Source organism: Arthrobacter sp. T2-23, assembly GCF_055398325.1.
In genome coordinates, this window is the sequence record NZ_AP027917.1 from 2,156,952 (window position 1) to 2,174,372 (window position 17,421).

A 17,421-nucleotide genomic window follows, 5' to 3' on the forward strand; every position below is an offset into this window, starting at 1 on the left:
TGCCGGACCAGGAATGTATTCCCGGTCCGGCATGTATCCCAGCGATTGCGGCGCATTCGGATGCGGCAGGCAAGGAGACGGTATGGGCGCCACACATCTGCCCTCTACCGAGTTCGATGGAACCGACGTGGACGACCGGCGTGAGGCGCAGGCCGAAGCCGTGTTGGGCGACCCCGCTGTCCCCATGGTCCAACTGCTGGGCCCGGACGGCACCCTGGGCACCGACCCGGTGTTCTCCGAGTACGCGGCCCGGCTCGACGCGGAAAAACTCCGCAGCTTTTACACCGACATGGCCAAAATCCGCCGCTTCGACGTGGAGGCAACCGCGCTGCAGCGCCAGGGCCAGCTGGCCCTGTGGGTCCCGCTCACCGGCCAGGAAGCGGCGCAAATCGGTTCCGGCCGGGCGAGCCAGCCGCAGGACTACATCTTTCCCACCTACCGGGAGCACGGCGTCGCGCTGACCCGCAATGTGGATCTGGCCGAACTGCTCCGCCAGTTCCGCGGCGTGTCCAACGGCGGCTGGAATCCCAAGGACACCAACTTCCACCTGTACACCCTGGTCCTCGCCGCACAGACCCCGCACGCCGTCGGCTACGCCATGGGCATCCAGCGGGACCAGAAGCTCGCCGCCGCCGCGTCGGCAGCCGGGAAGCCTGAGGCCGGGGCGCAGAAGCCCAAGGCCGCCGTCATGGTCTACTTCGGCGACGGCGCCAGCTCCGAGGGTGACGTCCACGAGTCCATGGTGTTCGCGTCCTCCTACAACGCCCCCGTGGTGTTCTTCTGCCAGAACAACCACTGGGCCATCTCCGTGCCCACCACCGTGCAGACCCGCATCCCGCTCTCCAACCGAGCCAAGGGCTACGGTTTCCCCGGGATCCGGGTGGACGGCAATGACGTGATCGCGGTCCACGCCGTCACGGAGTGGGCCCTGGAACGTGCCCGCCAAGGCAAGAGCCCGGTCCTGATCGAGGCCTTCACCTACCGCGTCGGCGCGCACACCACTGCGGACGACCCCACGAAGTACCGCGGCTCCGAGGAGGAGGCGCAGTGGCGGGCGAAAGACCCGCTGGAGCGGCTCGAGAAGTACCTCCGTGCCGAAGGCCTTGCCGACGACACCTTCTTCGAACAGGTCAAGGCCGACGGCGACGAGCTCGCCGCCTATGTCCGCAAGACCACGCACGACCTGGAAACCCCGGACATCCGCACGGCGTTCGCCAACACCTACGCCGAGGCGCATCCCCTGGTGGCCGAAGAACTGGCGTGGTTCGAGGAATACAGCGCCGGCTTTGCCGACGAGGCGGAGCCGGCCGACACGGAGGCGGCCAACAGATGACCACCATGACCATTGCCAAGGCCATCAACGAGGGCCTGCGCGCGACCCTGGCCAGCAACCCGCGCACCCTGCTGATGGGCGAGGACATCGGCCCGCTGGGCGGCGTCTACCGCGTCACCGACGGCTTGATCGGCGAGTTCGGCGCCGACCGCGTCGTGGACACCCCGCTGGCCGAGTCCGGCATCATCGGCACCGCGATCGGCCTGGCGCTGAGCGGCTACCTGCCGGTCTGCGAGATCCAGTTCGACGGCTTCGTCTTTCCGGGCTTCAACCAGATCACCACGCAGTTGGCCAAGATGCATTCGCGCAGCAACGGCAACCTCACCGTCCCGGTCGTCATCCGGATCCCCTACGGCGGCGGGATCGGCTCGATCGAGCACCACTCCGAGTCCCCGGAAGCGCTGTTCGCCCACACCGCCGGGCTGAGGATCATCACCCCGTCCAACCCGCACGACGCCTACTGGATGATCCAGCAGGCAGTCGACTGCCTAGACCCGGTGATCGTCTTCGAACCGAAGCGCCGCTACTGGCTCAAGGGCGAGGTCGACACCGACTCCCCGGGCCAGTCCGCGGACCCGTTCCAGGCCCACGTGCTGCGCGTAGGTACCGACGCCACAGTCGTGGCCTACGGCCCGCTGGTTCCCGTGGCACTCGCCGCCGCTTCCGCCGCCGCCGAGGACGGCCACAGCGTGGAAGTGATCGACCTGCGCTCCATCTCGCCGATCGACTTCGACACCGTCACGGCCTCGGTCCGCAAAACCGGCCGGCTGATCGTGGCGCACGAGGCACCGACCTTCGGCGGCATCGGCGGCGAGATCGCCGCCCGCGTCAGCGAGCGGGCCTTCCACTCGCTCGAGGCCCCGGTCATCCGCGTCGGCGGCTTCCACATGCCCTACCCGGTGGCCAAGGTGGAGGAAGACTACCTGCCGGACATCGACCGCATCCTTGAGGCGCTGGAACGCGCCCTCGCCTACTGACGGGGATCTCCATGACCGTGAACAAGTTCAACCTTCCCGACGTGGGCGAGGGCCTGACCGAGGCCGAGATCGTGTCCTGGAAGGTCAAGGCCGGCGACACCGTGGCCGTCAACGACGTGCTCTGCGAAATCGAGACCGCCAAATCCCTCGTGGAACTCCCCTCCCCGTACGCCGGGACCGTCACCGAGCTGCTGGTCCCCGAGGGCATGACGGTCGACGTCGGGACGCCGATCATCAGCGTGTCCGACGCGGCGACCGCCGAGCCCGCCTCCGCCGCTAAACCGGCGGCCGCGCCTGCCGTGCAGGCTCCCGCCGCTGCAACCCCGGACGAGGCGCCGATGTACGGGAAGCTGGAGCCGGACACCTCCGAGGCCGGCGGCCCTCCGGCCGGCGGTCCGCTGGTCGGTTCCGGCCCAAAGGCCGACGCCGTCAAACGCCGGCGCCGGATCTCCGCACCGCCGGTTCCGGCCGCCGCCGCCCAGGCCCCCGCCGTCGAACCCGTCGAGGCGCATGACATCTGGATCAGCCCGGAAGCCGTCGCCGGCGCCGAACGTCCGGCCCCGGCAGCAGCCGTAGCCGTCGACCAGCGGCCCACTCTGGGCGGCGCCATCACAGGCCTCGTCAGCCGCGTCCTGGCCAAACCCCCGGTCCGGAAGATTGCCCGGGACCTCGGCATCGACCTGGCCGACGTCGTGCCCACCGGCGCACGCGGCGAGGTGACCCGGGAGGACCTGGTGAGCTACCAGGCGCAGCGCGACGCCGAGGTGGACCAGGCGGATTCATTCTGGGGCAAGACCGGCCGGCCCCAGGAGCAGCGGATCGAACGCATCCCGGTCAAGGGCGTCCGCAAGGCCACCGCCCGGGCCATGGTGGAGTCCGCGTTCGCGGCCCCGCACGTGTCCATCTTCGTGGACGTCGATGCCAGCCGCACCATGGAGTTCGTCAAGCGGCTCAAGGTTTCCCGCGACTTCGAGGGCATCAAGGTCTCGCCGCTGCTGATTCTCGCCAAGGCGGTCATCTGGGCCGCGGCGCGCAACCCCAGCGTCAACGCGAGCTGGGTGGATGCCGAAGACGGCAGCGACTCAGCCGAGATCCATGTCAAGCACTTCATGAACCTTGGCATCGCCGCCGCGACCCCGCGCGGGCTGATGGTGCCGAACATCAAAAACGCCCAGGACCTCTCGCTCAAGGAACTCGCCCTGGCGCTCAACGATCTGGCCACCACGGCGCGGGCGGGCAAGACCCAGCCGGCGCAGATGCAGGGCGGCACCCTCACGGTCACCAACATCGGCGCCCTGGGCATCGACACCGGAACGCCGATCATCAACCCGGGCGAGGTGGCGATCGTGGCTTTCGGGACGATCAAGCAGAAGCCGTGGGTGCTCGACGGCGAGGTGATCCCGCGCTGGATCACGACCCTCGGCGGATCCTTCGACCACCGCGTGGTGGACGGGGACCTCTCGGCCCGGTTTATGGCCGACGTCGCGGCGATCCTGGAGGAACCGGCCCTGCTTCTGGATTGAGGTCTGCCGGGCCGGCCGAGTCGCTGGCGCTCCCACGGCAGCCGGCGCCAGCCCGCATCAACCCGTTGGTTGGCCCGGCTGCTTGGGTCCGATCCGGTAGGGGCGCATCATCTCGTTGTCTTCATGTTCGAGGATGTGGCAGTGCCACACGTACTGGCCGGCCGGGGCGAACGTGGCCTTGATGCGGGTTACCTGTTGCGGGTAGGCGACAACAGTGTCCTTGACACCGGTTTCCCAGGGTTCCGGCGGGGTCGGGACCGAGGCAGGAGCCAGCTGAACTTCCTGGGTGCTGTCGTTGATGGTGATACGCTGCCGGTTCACCACCTCGAACGCGACTGCATGGACGTGGACCGGGTGGGCATCGCTAGTTGCGTTATAGAACTCCCACACCTCGGTGGTCCCGACGGCGGGGTTCTCGGTGACCTCATCGCTCCACGGGCGCTTCAGCCACACGCCCGGTGCCGCGTTGGGATTACCGGTCACCGTGCCGAGCAGCACCTCGGCCGGGACGCCGGGGAACGTAGTCGATTCGTCCTCCAACAGAGCCAGTGGACGGGTCACGGTAGCTGCCGGCAACGCTTCGTGTGCGGGCAGACGCAGGAAGCGCGGCGGTGTGGACTCGTCGTCGCCGTTCCTGCGGCCCACCCTGAATTGCAGCACCTGCCCCGTTCCGTCAGGGTCCGCGGCGTCGAAGTCGACGCCGGGCTGGCCCCCGCTGAACGGCTCGTCCGGTCCGACGTTCTTGAGGACGTAGTTGCCGGGGGCGACGTTGGTGAAGTCGACGATCATGTCCGCGCGCTCGGCCGGGCCTATCAGCAGCCGCCCTGCGTTTCCCGCGGTGAGGTTGACCGGGTGGTCGAGGAAGCCGCCTTCGTTGCCGATCTGCCAGAGTTCAGCCCCCGGGATGGCGGTGATGTCGAGGATGAGGAACCTGGCCTGGCAGCCGTTGAGGAAGCGCACCCGGTATCGCCGCTGCTCCACGTCCAGGTAGGGCCAGGTGTTGCCGTTCACCATGAGCGTGTTGCCGAAGAACTCCGGGTTCCAGATCGGGGACAGGTCGCTGCCGGGAATGAACGGTCCGGTATTCCCGTCGAAGAATGTCCTGCTGTCGGGGTAGAAGAGCGCGCCGTCGGTGTTGAAGGACCGGTCCTGGATCACGATGGGTATCTCGAAGGTCCCCCGGTTCCGGTTCCGACCCCGCTCGTCATACTCGCCCTGGTTGTCGCCCTCGCCCGACGCCGTCCTGGGAAGGTGTGCCCGGCGCCCGGTGCGGGTGTCACGGACGGCCTCATCGCCCTGGGGCCCGCCGCGTACGATGTAGAACCCGGCGGGTCCGGCATAGACATTCAGGCGCGTCATGCCGACAGTGTGGTCGTGGTACCACTTAGTCCCTGCCTCGGTGTTGGGATATTGGAAAGTAGCGAAGCCCTGGCCCCATTTCGCCCCGAACGACGCAGCGGCCTTGTTTGCGAAGAACTCATACCAGGTGCCCTTGGTAGCGAAACCCGCCGGGATGTTGCGGGCTTTGGGCAGGAACCAAGCCTCGGCGTAGCCGTCACTCTCATCCCCGACGCCAATAGAGCCGTGCACGTGCGTGACGAGAGGCACCGGCCCCTGGTAGCGGGACGGGGTGGATGGAAAGATGGGCCGCGTGTCACGCCCGGCCGTGCCGCCGCCCGGGTTGGCCCAGTGCAGGGTCGGGTCGACCGGCAGCAAATGCGGCAGAAAATTGCCCCGCTTGTCCGTCAGATCGTTGATCCATTTGACCCGGACAGGCCGCTTCCAGCCGGCCTCTATGGTCAGGGAGGGGGCATTGAAGATCTTCGGCGCCCTGGGGTCCTCTGTAGTCGCAGGGCCGTACCCCCACACTGTCGTGGCCGGCATGCCGGCGGGCAGGATCTGCTAGCGGCGTCATGTACTTGGAAATCTGTGGGGGCGTCAGCGTCCCGCCCGGAATGGCAACCGTCCGAACCAGTTGGGGCATGCCGAACGGAATGGGCATGAACATCCCCAAGGCGCCGGTGGAGGTGAATTTCAGAAACATTCGCCGGTCCATCGCGGTTCCCTTCAGCCAGCCCGCCGGCCGAAACCGCCCCGACCTGCCGCCGACAGCGTAGTCGGGCCGCCACATCGGCGAGCATCCAAAGATGAGAAATTTCCATCTGGCGTGAACTTAGCGGGCGGACCTACGGAAAAGGTTGGAGAGGACGACGCCCCCGCTCCGGCGCCCCGCACCAGCCGATGGGGACGACCTTGGAAAATAGCGCCGATCAAATCTTTGGGATTCCTGTCCCTGGCCCGCGCGGCGGCATTAGAGTGGCACCAGCCGTCGCCTCGGCGGACGCCGATCAAAGGAGATTTTGCGTGTTCTCGAGCCCGTTCCCCGCTGTTGATATCCCCGACGTCAGCCTCTACGAATACCTCTTCGGCTCTCTGACTGAGGACGACCTGGACCGGATCGCCGTCGTCGACGGGACCAGCGGCGCGGAAACGAGCTACCGCGAGCTGCGCGACCGGATCAACGCCCTCGCCGGCTCCGTCGCCGCCCAGCGGCTGGGAGTCCATGGGGTCGCCGCCATCTTGTGCCCGAACATCCCGGCGTTCACCGTCGTCTTCCACGGCCTGCTCCGGGCCGGCGCCACCGTCACGCCGATCAATTCGCTGTACACGGCGGACGAGATCGAAAAGCAGCTCACCGACGCCGGAGCCAGCTGGCTGTTTACGATTTCTGCCCTGCTGCCCGCCGCCCAGGAGGCGGCCGCCCGCGTCGGGATCCCGGCGGAGCGGCTGGTGGTGCTCGACGGCGCCGAGGGCCACCCCTCGCTGACGGAGCTGCTCACGTCCGGCGCGCCGGCCCCGGAGATCAGCTTCGATCCCGCCACCCACATCGCCGTGCTGCCCTACTCCTCGGGCACCACCGGCCGGCCCAAGGGCGTGATGCTCAGCCACCGGAACCTCGTGGCGAACGTGGAACAGTCGCGCGGGCTGCTCAAGGTCCGGCCGGAAGACCGGCTGCTGGCCCTGTTGCCGTTCTTCCACATCTACGGACTGACCGTGCTGCTGAACCTCGCCCTCCGGGAACGGGCCCGCCTGGTCACCATCCCCAAGTTCGACCTCGCGGAGTTCCTGCGGATCGTCCAGGACCACAAGTGCAGCTACCTCTTCATCGCACCTCCGGTGGCCGTGGCGCTGTCCAAGCACCCCATGGTCGCGGACTACGACCTCAGCTCCGTCCACACCACCCTCTCCGGGGCGGCGCCCCTGGACGGCGCACTCGGGGCGAGGCTGGGCGAGCGGCTCGGCTGCAGGGTGCTCCAGGGCTACGGCATGACTGAAATGAGCCCCGTCTCGCACCTTATTCCGGTCGATGCGACGGACGTGCCGGTCAGCTCGGTGGGCTACACGGTCCCCAACATGGAGTGCAGGCTGCTCGACCCGGCCACGGGGGAGGAGATCGAGGTCCCCGCCGAGGGAACCAGCGCCCCGGGGCACCTGCTCTGCCGCGGGCCCAACGTCATGCTCGGCTATTTGAACCGGCCCGAGGAAACGGCGGACACCCTGGATGCAGACGGTTTCCTGCACACCGGCGACATCGCCACGGTGCGGGCGGACGGGGTGGTGTCGGTCGTGGACCGGCTCAAGGAACTGATCAAGTACAAGGGCTACCAGATCGCACCGGCCGAGCTCGAGGCGCTGCTGCTCACCCACCCCGGCATCGCCGACGCGGCAGTGATCGGAACCGCCGACGCCGACGGCCAGGAGGTGCCGATGGCCTTCGTCGTGCGCCAGCCCGGCGCTGACGGCGAGGCGCTGGACGAGGCCGCCGTGCAGGACTTCGTGGCCGCCAGGGTGGCACCGTTCAAGAAGATCCGGCGCGTCGAGTTCATCGATGCAGTGCCGAAGTCCTCCTCCGGCAAGATCCTGCGCCGGATGCTGAAGACCGCGGAGCCGGCGCCGCAGCCCTAGCTGTACTGCCCAGCCCCTAGCCGGCCAGCCCTAGTCGGAGGAGTCGGTCTTGGCGATGTAAACGTCGCAGGGGGCGTTGTGGGCCACACTGTTCGCAACGCTCCCCAGGACGCGGCCGAGGCCGCGCATACGGCGGTTGCCGACCACGATCATCTGCGCACCGGAGCGCTCGGCCTCGTGGATCAGCGCTTCCGCGGGCTTGCCCCGGGCCGCGGCGTAGGTGACATTGACCTCGGCCGTGCGCAGGCCCTCCGCAACGGACTTGGCGACCTTCTCGGCGTCGTCGGCGTCGGAAACAATCCACCGGTCGCTGCCGCTGCTGAACACCTCGGTCCGGTCGCTGTCGAACGCGCTGACCACGTGCAGGGTGGCTCCCAGGGAGACCGCCAGGTCCCGGGCCGTGTGCGCGGCCTTGAGGGCAGTTTCACTGCCATCGACGCCAACAACGATAATTCCGGTCATGGGGGAACTCCTCTGGTCAAGCACGGATCGGGCCACAGCAATGATTCAGGCTACAACGCGGCGACGGCTTCCCCCAGCACCGGCGCCAGACGTCGGACACCTTCTTCGATGGCGTCGGGAGGCACCGCGCTGTACGCGAGCCGCAGTTTGTTGGAGGGCTCATCCGAGTGGGTGAAGGCCGCCCCGGGCACGAAGACGACGCCTGCGTCGATGGCCCTCTGCAGCAGCGGATAGGTGTCGACGCCCTCGGGCAGCGTAACCCAGACGAAAAAGCCGCCCTCCGGCCGCGTCCAGCTCAGCCCCTCCGGCATGTACTTCTCCAGTGCCGCGAGCATCGCCTCGCAGCGTTCCTGGTAGAGCCCGCGGTAGGTGGCGATCTGCCCGCGCCAGTCGTAATCCCGCAGGTACGCGGAGACCAGCATCTGGTTGAGCGTCGGAGGGCACAGGGTGACAGCCTCCGAGGCCAGGTAGTAGCGGCGCTGGAGATGTGCCGGGACCAGCGCCCAGCCGATCCGCAGGCCCGGGGCAAAGATCTTGGAGAAGGACCCCATGTAGATGACGTCATCCGGGTTTCCGGCCCGCAGCGGGGTCAGCGGCTTGCCGTCAAAGCGCAGCAGGCCGTAGGGGTTGTCCTCGAGGATGAGAATATTCGCATTGCGGCATATGTCAACGACCTGCTGCCGGCGCTCGGCGGCGAGGGTGATGCCGGAGGGGTTGTTGAAGCTCGGGATGGTGTAGAGGAATTTGATGTTCTTGCCCGCGGTCTGCAGGGCCGCGATCTTGGCTTCCAGCAGGTCCGGAATGATCCCGTCCCCGTCCATCGGCACGGTTCCCACCTCGACCTGGTAGGCCTCGAACGTGTTGAGCGCACCGACGTAGGTGGGATCTTCGACGAGCACGACGTCGCCCGGGTTGCAGAAAACCTTGGTGGCGACGTCCTGGGCGGACTGCGAGCCAGCGGTGATGACAACGTTTTCAGGCTTAGCGTCAAGGATGCCCTCGGCGGCCATGACCTCGCAGATCTGCGTGCGGAGTTCCTCGGTTCCCTGTCCGCCGCCGTACTGGAGGGCGGTCAAACCCTGTTCCGCGATGATCTTCGCTGCGGACTGGCCGAGGCGCTCGAGCGGGAGCGACTGAAGGTAGGGGCTGCCGCCGGCCAGCGAAACGAGGCCGGGACGCAGGGAGATCTCGAAGACGTCCCGCACGGCGGACTGCTTGATGTTTGCGGCGCGCTCCGAGAAAAGCCTCTCGTGGCGGTGGGCGGACGTAGCCGCGCGTTCGATTGCGTCAATTGCCTCGGCCGGGAGAAGCTCTGCGGCGGCATCAAGTGTTTCGTGGCTCACAATCCTAGGATACAGGGCCGCGTTGTCAGTGGGAAAACTTTTGTTCACAAAGGCGCCGAAGGGTGCCCGGACGCAGGACACCCCCGGCAGCTGGGGGACTGCCGGGGGTGTCGGTCTGCAGGCCGGGGACTAGGCTGCTTCGGTGCTCCGAGCCTGTTCGAGGGCGGCAAAAACGCCCTTGATCTGCTCCACTACCTCGGCGTCGTCCTTCGGGTGGATCTCCGCGAAGCGGACCATGGAGCCCGGAACGGCAAGCTTGACGTCTTCGAGGACCTGGGCGCCGGCGATGCCGACGGCCTTGCGGGCCTCGTCCTGGGCCCAGACGCCGCCGTACTGGCCGAACGCTGTGCCGACGACGGCCGTGGGCTTGCCGCTGAGGGCGCCGGCGCCGAACGGGCGGGAGAGCCAGTCGATGGCGTTCTTCAGGGGCGCGGGGACGGTGCCGTTGTACTCCGGGGTGACCAGCAGCAGGGTGTCCGCTTCGTTGGCGGCGGCACGCAGCGCGGCCGCGGCCGCGGGGACCTGGCCCTCGACGTCGATGTCCTCGTTGTAGAACGGGATGTTGCCGAGGCTCTCGTGGATAACGACCTCCACCTGCTCGGGGGCGTTGAGCTGGATCGCCTCGGCGAGCTGGGCGTTGGTGGAGCCGGCGCGCAGGCTGCCGACCAGGGTGAGAACGGTGTTGGTGGTCATGTGAACTCCTTGTATCGCGGCGCCGAGGTTCCGGCGGCTTGATGGTCGCGGAGGCTTTGGGAGGCCTTCATCCATCTAAACGGACTGCGGTCCGTTTAATATTCCCCGGGGCTACACTTGGCGCTGTGAGCCTGATCCCAATCCGCCCCGGCGCGCCGGATGCCCCAGCTGCGGGCGCGCCTGCCCCGGGTGCGCCCGACAGCCGCCCCGGCAGCGGCCGCGCGGCCGAGTCAGAGCGACGGGATGCCGCCCGCAACCGTGAGCTGCTGCTCCGGGCCGCCCGGGAACTCATCGAGGAGCGCGGCGTGGACGGTCTCACGATGGCCACGCTCGCCCGGCGTGCGGGCGTAGGCAACGGCACCGTGTTCCGTAGATTCGGCAGCCGGGCGGGTCTGATGATGAACCTCCTCAGTGACGCCGAGGCCCAGTTCCAAGGCAGGTTCATGTTCGGCCCGCCGCCCCTGGGGCCGGGCACCCCGCCCCTGGAGCGGCTCATCGCGGTTGGCGCCGAACGCATCGGCTGGGTGCTGGAGTACGGTGACCTTGCCCGGGCCGCCGACGTGTCTGCCTACAACCGCTTCGATGTGCCCGCAGCCGTCCTCTGGCACCGCCATCTCGAACTGCTGCTGCGCCAGGCCGGCGTCACCGCAGACCCCTGGCTCATGGCCGGCGCCCTGAGCGTGACGCTCGAGCCGGAACGGATCCTGCACTCCGTCCGGGTCCACGGCGTGGCACCCGACCGCCTCGTCGAGTCATGGCGTGAGTTGGCCACCCGCGTCGTCAACGGAGCGTAGGCTAGCCGGTCCGAGCGCCGGCTGACAATTCAAATCAATTCAAAGGAATTATTCATAACGATCTGGTAGTGGCTGTACCGTTTCGGCCCGTTTCCCGCGCCTGCCCGGGATTGCTTTGTGATAGTTTCCTCTGGAATGTGACCCGCAACATAGTCCACAAGGACTCGCCGAGAGGCCTGCGGGGGGCCAGTCACCCGCTGGCCGTGATCCCGGATCGGCAGCGGAAACCCCCTGCCATATGGGGGGGACAACGGAAGGATCCATGCTGTGAATCTCAACACTCCTGCAGGCGGCGCGGCGGAAAAGACCGCCCGGGCAGCGGCAGGCACCGTAAAGACACCGGCGATCCAGAACTAGTCGTCCCATGCTCCGATATCTCGCCAAACGTGCCCTCACGTATGTCTTCATGATCTTCCTGACCACCACCGCCGGGTACTTCCTGGCCGTGAACACCCTGCAGCCGGCGCTGCTGGAGCAGGAGCGGATTCCGCGGCCCACCCCCGAGCAGGTGGTCAATTCCTTCCGGCTCAAGGGCCTCGACCCGGAGCTCAGCCCGTGGGAGCGCTACGTTGACTGGCTCACGGCGATCGTCACCCGCTGGGATTGGGGACGCAGCCCCAACGGCGCGTTCATCAACGCCGAGTTCGGCGACCGCGTCTGGATCTCGACCCGGCTGTTCCTGGCCTCCATCATCCTGACCCTGATCATCGGCGTCGCCCTGGGCGTCTACACCGCGGCCCGGCAGTACAAGTTCTCCGACCGCGCCATCACCTCATACAGCTACCTCGTCCACATCGTGCCGGCGCCGATCGCCTACTTCCTGGTCCAGCTCGGTGCCATCAACATCAACGAGACGGCCGGTGAGCGCATCTTCTTCGTTACGGGCATCTCCACACCCGGGATGGAGGGCAACGGCTGGGCACAATTCGTCGACCTGATGGCCCACTACGCCGTGCCGACCTTCGCGATCACGATCGTGGGCTGGGGCACTTACCAGATCGCGCAGCGCCAGTACCTGCTCGATAACGTCAACGCCGACTTTGTCCGCACCGCCCGCGCCAAGGGGCTGACCCGCAACCAGGCCATCAGCCGGCACGCGTTGCGGGTGTCCTTTATCCCGGTTGCGCAAAGCATCGCCTTTACCATCCCCGCGATCTTCGCCGGCGGCTTCTTCGCGGAGAAGATCTTCGCCTGGCACGGCGTCGGCTCCTGGAGCATCGACGCGATCGCCCTCCAGGACGTCAATGCCGCGACGGCGACGCTCGCCTACGGCTCCGTGATCTTCGCCATCGGTGCGATCCTCGCGGACTTCGCCACCACGCTGGTCGACCCGAGAGTGCGGGTGCAGTAACCATGACAAACCTGAATGCCATTGACCCGGCAGCGGTCGCCGAAGAAGCAAGAATCGAAGGCAACGACGTCGTCATTGCCAAGTCCTCGATCATCCTGCGCCGCTTCCTGCGCAATAAGACGGCCGTCGCGGGCCTCGTGATTTTTCTCGCCCTCACGCTGTTCTCCTTTGTGGGCGGTTTCTTCACCAGCTGGGACAAGGAGACGATCGACCCGTTTAACATCGGCATGCCGCCGTCGGCCGAACACCTGCTCGGCACCTCCCAGGCCGGGATCGACCTCTACGCACTGACCGTGGAGGGGACCCGGATCTCGATTCTGATCGGCCTCGTCGTCGGCCTCGTCTCGGTCCTGATCGCCGCCGTCTACGGCTGCACCATGGCCTATTTCGGCGGGAAGGTGGACAAGGTCATGCTGTTCATCCTCGAAGCCCTGATCATGATGCCGGCCCTGCTGGTCGTGGCCGTGGCCACGAGCGGGGGCGGCAACGGACTGCAGAAAACGCTGCCCAGCTGGCTGCTGCTGATCATCGTCCTGCTGGTCTTCAGCTGGATGGGCACCGCCCGTCTCATCCGCTCGCTGTCAATGTCGCTGATGACACGCGACTTCGTCAAGGCGGCCCAGTACATGGGGATCCCGCCGCGGCGCATCGTCTGGCGCCACCTGGTCCCGAACATCGGCTCGCTGCTGGTGCTGGATATCACCCGCGGCATCACCGGCGCGATCCTGGCCGAGGTTGCGTTCTCCTTCATCGGCATCGGCATCAAGGTCCCGGATGTCAGCCTGGGTGTGCTGATCGGCCAGGCTACCTCCCAGGTCTCTACGTTCCCGTGGATGTTCTGGGTCCCGCTGACCGTCATGTTCCTGCTGACCGGTTCGCTCGCCATGATGAACGACGGCCTGCGTGACGCGTTCGATCCCAGCTCCAGCTCCGTAGGCAGCGCCAGGAAGAAGAAGACGGTATGAGCCACGAAATGACCGCCAGTTCCGGGTCCGCCGACCTCTCCACCGCCGAGCGCCTGCACGTCGCCGGGCTGCACACCGCCAACCGGCATTACACGGATGCCCCGGCGGATGCGGTGCTGTCCGTCCGGGACCTGAACGTCCGGTTCAACACGGAGAACGGGGTGGTGCACGCGGTCCGCGGCATCGACTTCGACCTCCGCGCCGGCAAGACGCTGGGCATCGTGGGCGAATCGGGCTCCGGGAAGTCCGTCACCTCGATGGCCATCATGGGCCTGCTGCCCCCGACGGCGGAGATCACCGGCTCGGTCCGGCTGCAGGGTAACGAACTGCTGGGACTCAGCGATAAGGCCATGTGCCAGTACCGCGGCAACGACATCGCCATGGTCTTCCAGGACCCGTTGTCCTCGCTGACGCCGGTCTACACGGTCGGAACCCAGATCGTCGAGGCGCTCACGGTCCACAACCCCACGATGAGCAAGCAGGCCAAGGAAGAGCGCGCCGTCGAACTGCTCAGCATGGTGGGCATCCCGAGCCCGAAGGACCGGCTCAAGGCCTTCCCGCACGAGTTCTCCGGCGGCATGCGCCAGCGCGTGATGATCGCCATCGCCATCGCCAACAACCCTCGGGTGCTGATCGCCGACGAACCGACGACGGCGCTCGACGTCACCATCCAGGCGCAGGTCCTCGAAGTGCTGCACACCGCGCAGGAGGAAACCGGCGCCGCCGTCGTTATGATCACGCACGACCTGGGCGTGGTCGCCGGCATGGCGGACGACATCATGGTGATGTACGCCGGCAAGCCGGTGGAAACCGGCAGCGTCGACGAGATCTACTACAACCCGCGGATGCCGTACACGATCGGTCTGCTCGGGGCGGTGCCGCGCGTTGACGTGGCCGAGAAGTCCACCCTCGTGCCGATCGAGGGCATCCCGCCGAACCTCATCCACGCACCCACCGGATGCTCCTTCGCGCCGCGCTGCCCGCTGGTCAGCGAGGCCTGCCTGGAGGGCGAGCCGGAGTTGTTGCCTGTCACCGGCAACCACGCGGACGGCGCCCAGTCGCACCGGGCCGCCTGCATCAAGACCGGCTCCCTGGGGCAGGAAATGGACGCCCGTGAGGTGTTTAAGGCCCCGGCCGTGCCGGTGTCGCGCTTTGACGCGATCCCCCGCACCGAACGCCGGAGCGTGCTGGAGCTTAGGGACGTCAAAAAGCACTTCCCCCTGTTGAAGGGTGCCCTGATCAAACGCCGGATCGGCACCGTCAAGGCGGTCGACGGGCTGAGCTTCGACATCCGCGAGGGCGAGTGCTTCTCGATCGTCGGCGAATCCGGCTGCGGCAAGACCACCACCTTGCTGGAGATCATGGAGTTCCACAAGGACCAGGACGGCGAGGTGGTCATCGGCGGCCTCAGCAATAAGCAGGCCTCCGACGCGAAGACCAAGAGCGCCATGCGCAAGGAACTCCAGATGGTGTTCCAGGACCCCACCGGCGCCCTGGACCCGCGGTTCACCGTCTTTGAAGTGCTGTCCGAGCCGCTCGAGAATGCGGGCTTGGCCAAGCCCCAGATCCGGAAGCGGATCATGGAGCTGATGGAACTGGTGGGTCTGCAGCCGGACCACGTCAACCGGTTCCCGAACCAGTTCTCCGGCGGCCAGCGGCAGCGGATCGGCATTGCCCGCGCCCTCGCCGTGAACCCGAAGCTGGTGGTCCTCGACGAGCCGGTGTCCGCCCTCGACGTCTCCGTCCAGGCCGGCGTGATCAACCTGCTCGATTCGCTCCGCGCGGAACTTGGGCTCAGCTACCTGATGGTGGCCCACGACCTCTCCGTGGTGCGGCACATCTCCAACCGGGTGGCCGTGATGTACCTGGGCAAGATCGTCGAGATCGGCGACGTCGACAGCGTCTTCGACAATCCGCGCCACCCCTACACCCGTGCGCTGCTCTCCGCGATTCCGGTCCCGGACCCCGTCCTGGAACGCACCCGCGAACGCATCATCCTGCAAGGGGACCTGCCTTCGCCGCTGGAGGCGCCGAAGGGCTGCAACTTCGCCACCCGCTGCCCGGTCTTCGCCGCCCTGCCGCCGGCCAAGCAGGAGAAGTGCCTGACTCAGGAGCCCTTGCTGGAAACAGCACCCGGCACGGCCGCCTCCGCGGCACCCACAGACCAGCAATTCGCCTGTTTCTACCCGGACGGCGAACTGGACGCGGACATGCTCGTTGTCCACAAAACCACCTGATTCACTCATCCGCATCAACTCGCACCAGAAGGAACAAAAAGGGGAAAACATGAAGAATCTGACCAAGATCGGCGGCGTTACCGCCGTCGTGGCAGCGCTTGCGCTCACCGCCTGCGGCGGTGGCGGCGGCGCAGCAAAGGGTCCCGAGGCCGGCAAGGGACAGGAAGCGGGAAGCGACCTGGCCAAGCTCGTCAGCATCAACGCGAAGGACGCCAAGGACCTGCAGCCGGGCGGCACCGTCACCCTGCCGCTGGGCAACCTTGGACCGGACTTCAACGGTTTTTCCAACAACGGCAACAGCGCGGACAACACCGCACTGCACCGCCCGATCGACCAGGCCGGCACCTGGGGCTGCTGGAACTTCGACTTCGACGGCACCGCCACGCCGAACAAGGACTTCTGCGAAGACGTCAAGAGCGAGGTCAAGGACGGCAAGCAGACCATCACCATCAAGGTGAACCCCAAGGCCACCTACAACGACGGCACGCCGATCGACGTCAAGACCTTCGAAAACACCTGGAACATGCTCAAGGGTGCCAACAAGGACATCGACGTCGTCAGCTCCGGCGCGTACGAGTTCGTTGACTCCGTCAAGGCCGGCTCCAGCCCCAAGGAAGTCATTGTCACCACCACCCAGCCGGTCTACCCGCTGGACTCCCTGTTCACCGGCTTTGTGCACCCGGCCGTGAACACCCCGGCGATCTTCAACGACGGCTTCACCGGAGAGATGCACCCGGAGTGGATGGCCGGCCCGTTCAAGGTCGACAAGTACGACAGCGCAGCCAAGACTGTCACCCTCGCCCAGAACGAGAAGTGGTGGGGCAACAAGCCGGTCCTGGACAAGGTGGTCTTCCGCCAGCTTGAGAGCAGCGCCGCAATCGCCGCCTTCAAGAACGGTGAAATCGACGGTGTTTCCGCCAACACCATCACCCCCTACAAGCAGCTCGACGGCACCAAGAACTCCGAGATCCGCCGCGGCCAGCGACTCTTCGCCGGCGGCCTGAACCTCAACGCGCAGAAGGCCCCGTTGACCGACGTCGCCATCCGCAAGGCGATCTTCACCGCCGTCGACCGCGAGGCACTGCGCAAGGTCCGCTTCAACGGCCTGAACTGGGAGGAAGAAAGCTCCGGGTCGATGATGCTGCTGCCGTTCTCCAAGTACTACCAGGACAACTACCCGGTCAAGGAGACCGGCGCCGACGCCGCCAAGAAGGTCCTGACCGACGCCGGCTACAAGCCCAACGCCGCCGGCATCATGGAAAAGGACGGCGTCCCCGCCGCCTTCAAGATCAGCAACTTCGGTGACGACCCCACCACGCTGGCCTTCGCACAGACCCTGCAGAACCAGCTCAAGGCAGGCGGCATGGACGTCGGTATCGACCAGCGCGCTTCCGCCGACTTCGGCAAGGTTGTGGGCAGCCGCGACTTCTTCCTGAGCATCTCCGGCTACACCGTGGGTTCGGACGCAACCGACGCCGTCAAGCAGTTCTACGATTCCAAGACCAACTCCAACAAGCTCGGTGACGCCGACTTGGACGCCAAGATCAAGAAGCTCTCCACTATTGCCGACAACGCCGAGCGCAACAAGGCCGCGATGGACGTGGAAAAGGAGCACATGGCCAAGTACTTCTCCATGGGCGTGGTGATGAACGGACCGCAGATCTCCTTCGTCCGCACCGGCCTGGCCAACTACGGCCCGTCCCTTTTCAAGAGCCTGTCCCAGGTTCCGGACTGGACCACCATCGGCTGGGAAAAGAAGTAGCACCTACCCTTCCGA

13 protein-coding genes are annotated in these 17,421 nt (G+C 66.7%); 9 read left to right on the forward strand and 4 right to left on the reverse strand.

The window, feature by feature from the left end; all coding sequences use genetic code 11:
• Positions 1-82 precede the first annotated feature (82 nt).
• The 3 genes from pdhA to ACZ5Z0_RS10040 are packed head-to-tail and all read left to right on the forward strand — an operon-like array spanning position 83 to position 3,833.
• Complete coding sequence (gene pdhA / locus ACZ5Z0_RS10030; RefSeq protein ID WP_464108285.1) at positions 83-1,333, forward strand: pyruvate dehydrogenase (acetyl-transferring) E1 component subunit alpha; 1,251 nt, start codon at positions 83-85, stop codon at positions 1,331-1,333.
• On the forward strand, positions 1,330-2,310 hold the full coding sequence (locus ACZ5Z0_RS10035; protein ID WP_464108286.1) for an alpha-ketoacid dehydrogenase subunit beta: 981 nt from the start codon (positions 1,330-1,332) through the stop codon (positions 2,308-2,310). Before pdhA ends, ACZ5Z0_RS10035 begins: the two co-directional genes overlap by 4 nt.
• An 11-nt stretch (positions 2,311-2,321) precedes the next feature.
• Positions 2,322-3,833: a dihydrolipoamide acetyltransferase family protein gene (locus ACZ5Z0_RS10040; protein WP_464108287.1), complete on the forward strand. Its 1,512-nt coding sequence runs from the start codon at positions 2,322-2,324 to the stop codon at positions 3,831-3,833.
• A gap of 57 nt (positions 3,834-3,890) precedes the next feature.
• Here ACZ5Z0_RS10040 and ACZ5Z0_RS10045 read toward each other — a convergent pair whose 3' ends face one another.
• Positions 3,891-5,717: a multicopper oxidase family protein gene (locus ACZ5Z0_RS10045; protein WP_464108288.1), complete on the reverse strand. Its 1,827-nt coding sequence runs from the start codon at positions 5,715-5,717 to the stop codon at positions 3,891-3,893.
• Between the two features lie 480 nt (positions 5,718-6,197).
• Between ACZ5Z0_RS10045 and ACZ5Z0_RS10050 the strand changes: the two genes are divergently transcribed.
• Positions 6,198-7,799, forward strand: coding sequence for an AMP-binding protein (locus ACZ5Z0_RS10050; protein ID WP_464108289.1), 1,602 nt, complete (start codon positions 6,198-6,200; stop codon positions 7,797-7,799).
• A gap of 30 nt (positions 7,800-7,829) precedes the next feature.
• Here the strand turns inward: ACZ5Z0_RS10050 and ACZ5Z0_RS10055 are convergent, their stop codons facing one another.
• From ACZ5Z0_RS10055 to ACZ5Z0_RS10065, 3 genes are all read right to left on the reverse strand, one after another.
• Positions 7,830-8,261, reverse strand: a complete 432-nt coding sequence (locus tag ACZ5Z0_RS10055; RefSeq protein WP_138767987.1) for a universal stress protein — start codon at positions 8,259-8,261, stop codon at positions 7,830-7,832.
• A 50-nt stretch (positions 8,262-8,311) separates the two neighbouring features.
• The gene (locus tag ACZ5Z0_RS10060) at positions 8,312-9,604 is read right to left on the reverse strand and encodes an aminotransferase-like domain-containing protein (RefSeq protein ID WP_464108290.1); all 1,293 of its coding nucleotides are present in this window, start codon (positions 9,602-9,604) and stop codon (positions 8,312-8,314) included.
• Positions 9,605-9,733: 129 nt separating this feature from the next.
• Complete coding sequence (locus ACZ5Z0_RS10065; protein ID WP_464108291.1) at positions 9,734-10,297, reverse strand: NAD(P)H-dependent oxidoreductase; 564 nt, start codon at positions 10,295-10,297, stop codon at positions 9,734-9,736.
• Positions 10,298-10,422: 125 nt separating this feature from the next.
• Between ACZ5Z0_RS10065 and ACZ5Z0_RS10070 the strand changes: the two genes are divergently transcribed.
• From ACZ5Z0_RS10070 to ACZ5Z0_RS10090, 5 genes are all read left to right on the forward strand, one after another.
• Complete coding sequence (locus ACZ5Z0_RS10070; protein ID WP_464108292.1) at positions 10,423-11,091, forward strand: TetR/AcrR family transcriptional regulator; 669 nt, start codon at positions 10,423-10,425, stop codon at positions 11,089-11,091.
• A 364-nt stretch (positions 11,092-11,455) separates the two neighbouring features.
• On the forward strand, positions 11,456-12,442 hold the full coding sequence (locus tag ACZ5Z0_RS10075; RefSeq protein ID WP_138767991.1) for an ABC transporter permease: 987 nt from the start codon (positions 11,456-11,458) through the stop codon (positions 12,440-12,442).
• Between the two features lie 2 nt (positions 12,443-12,444).
• Complete coding sequence (locus ACZ5Z0_RS10080) at positions 12,445-13,407, forward strand: ABC transporter permease (RefSeq protein ID WP_464108293.1); 963 nt, start codon at positions 12,445-12,447, stop codon at positions 13,405-13,407.
• Complete coding sequence (locus ACZ5Z0_RS10085; protein ID WP_464108294.1) at positions 13,404-15,644, forward strand: dipeptide ABC transporter ATP-binding protein; 2,241 nt, start codon at positions 13,404-13,406, stop codon at positions 15,642-15,644. Before ACZ5Z0_RS10080 ends, ACZ5Z0_RS10085 begins: the two co-directional genes overlap by 4 nt.
• 49 nt (positions 15,645-15,693) lie before the next feature.
• Complete coding sequence (locus tag ACZ5Z0_RS10090) at positions 15,694-17,406, forward strand: ABC transporter family substrate-binding protein (protein ID WP_464108295.1); 1,713 nt, start codon at positions 15,694-15,696, stop codon at positions 17,404-17,406.
• Positions 17,407-17,421: the final 15 nt, after the last annotated feature.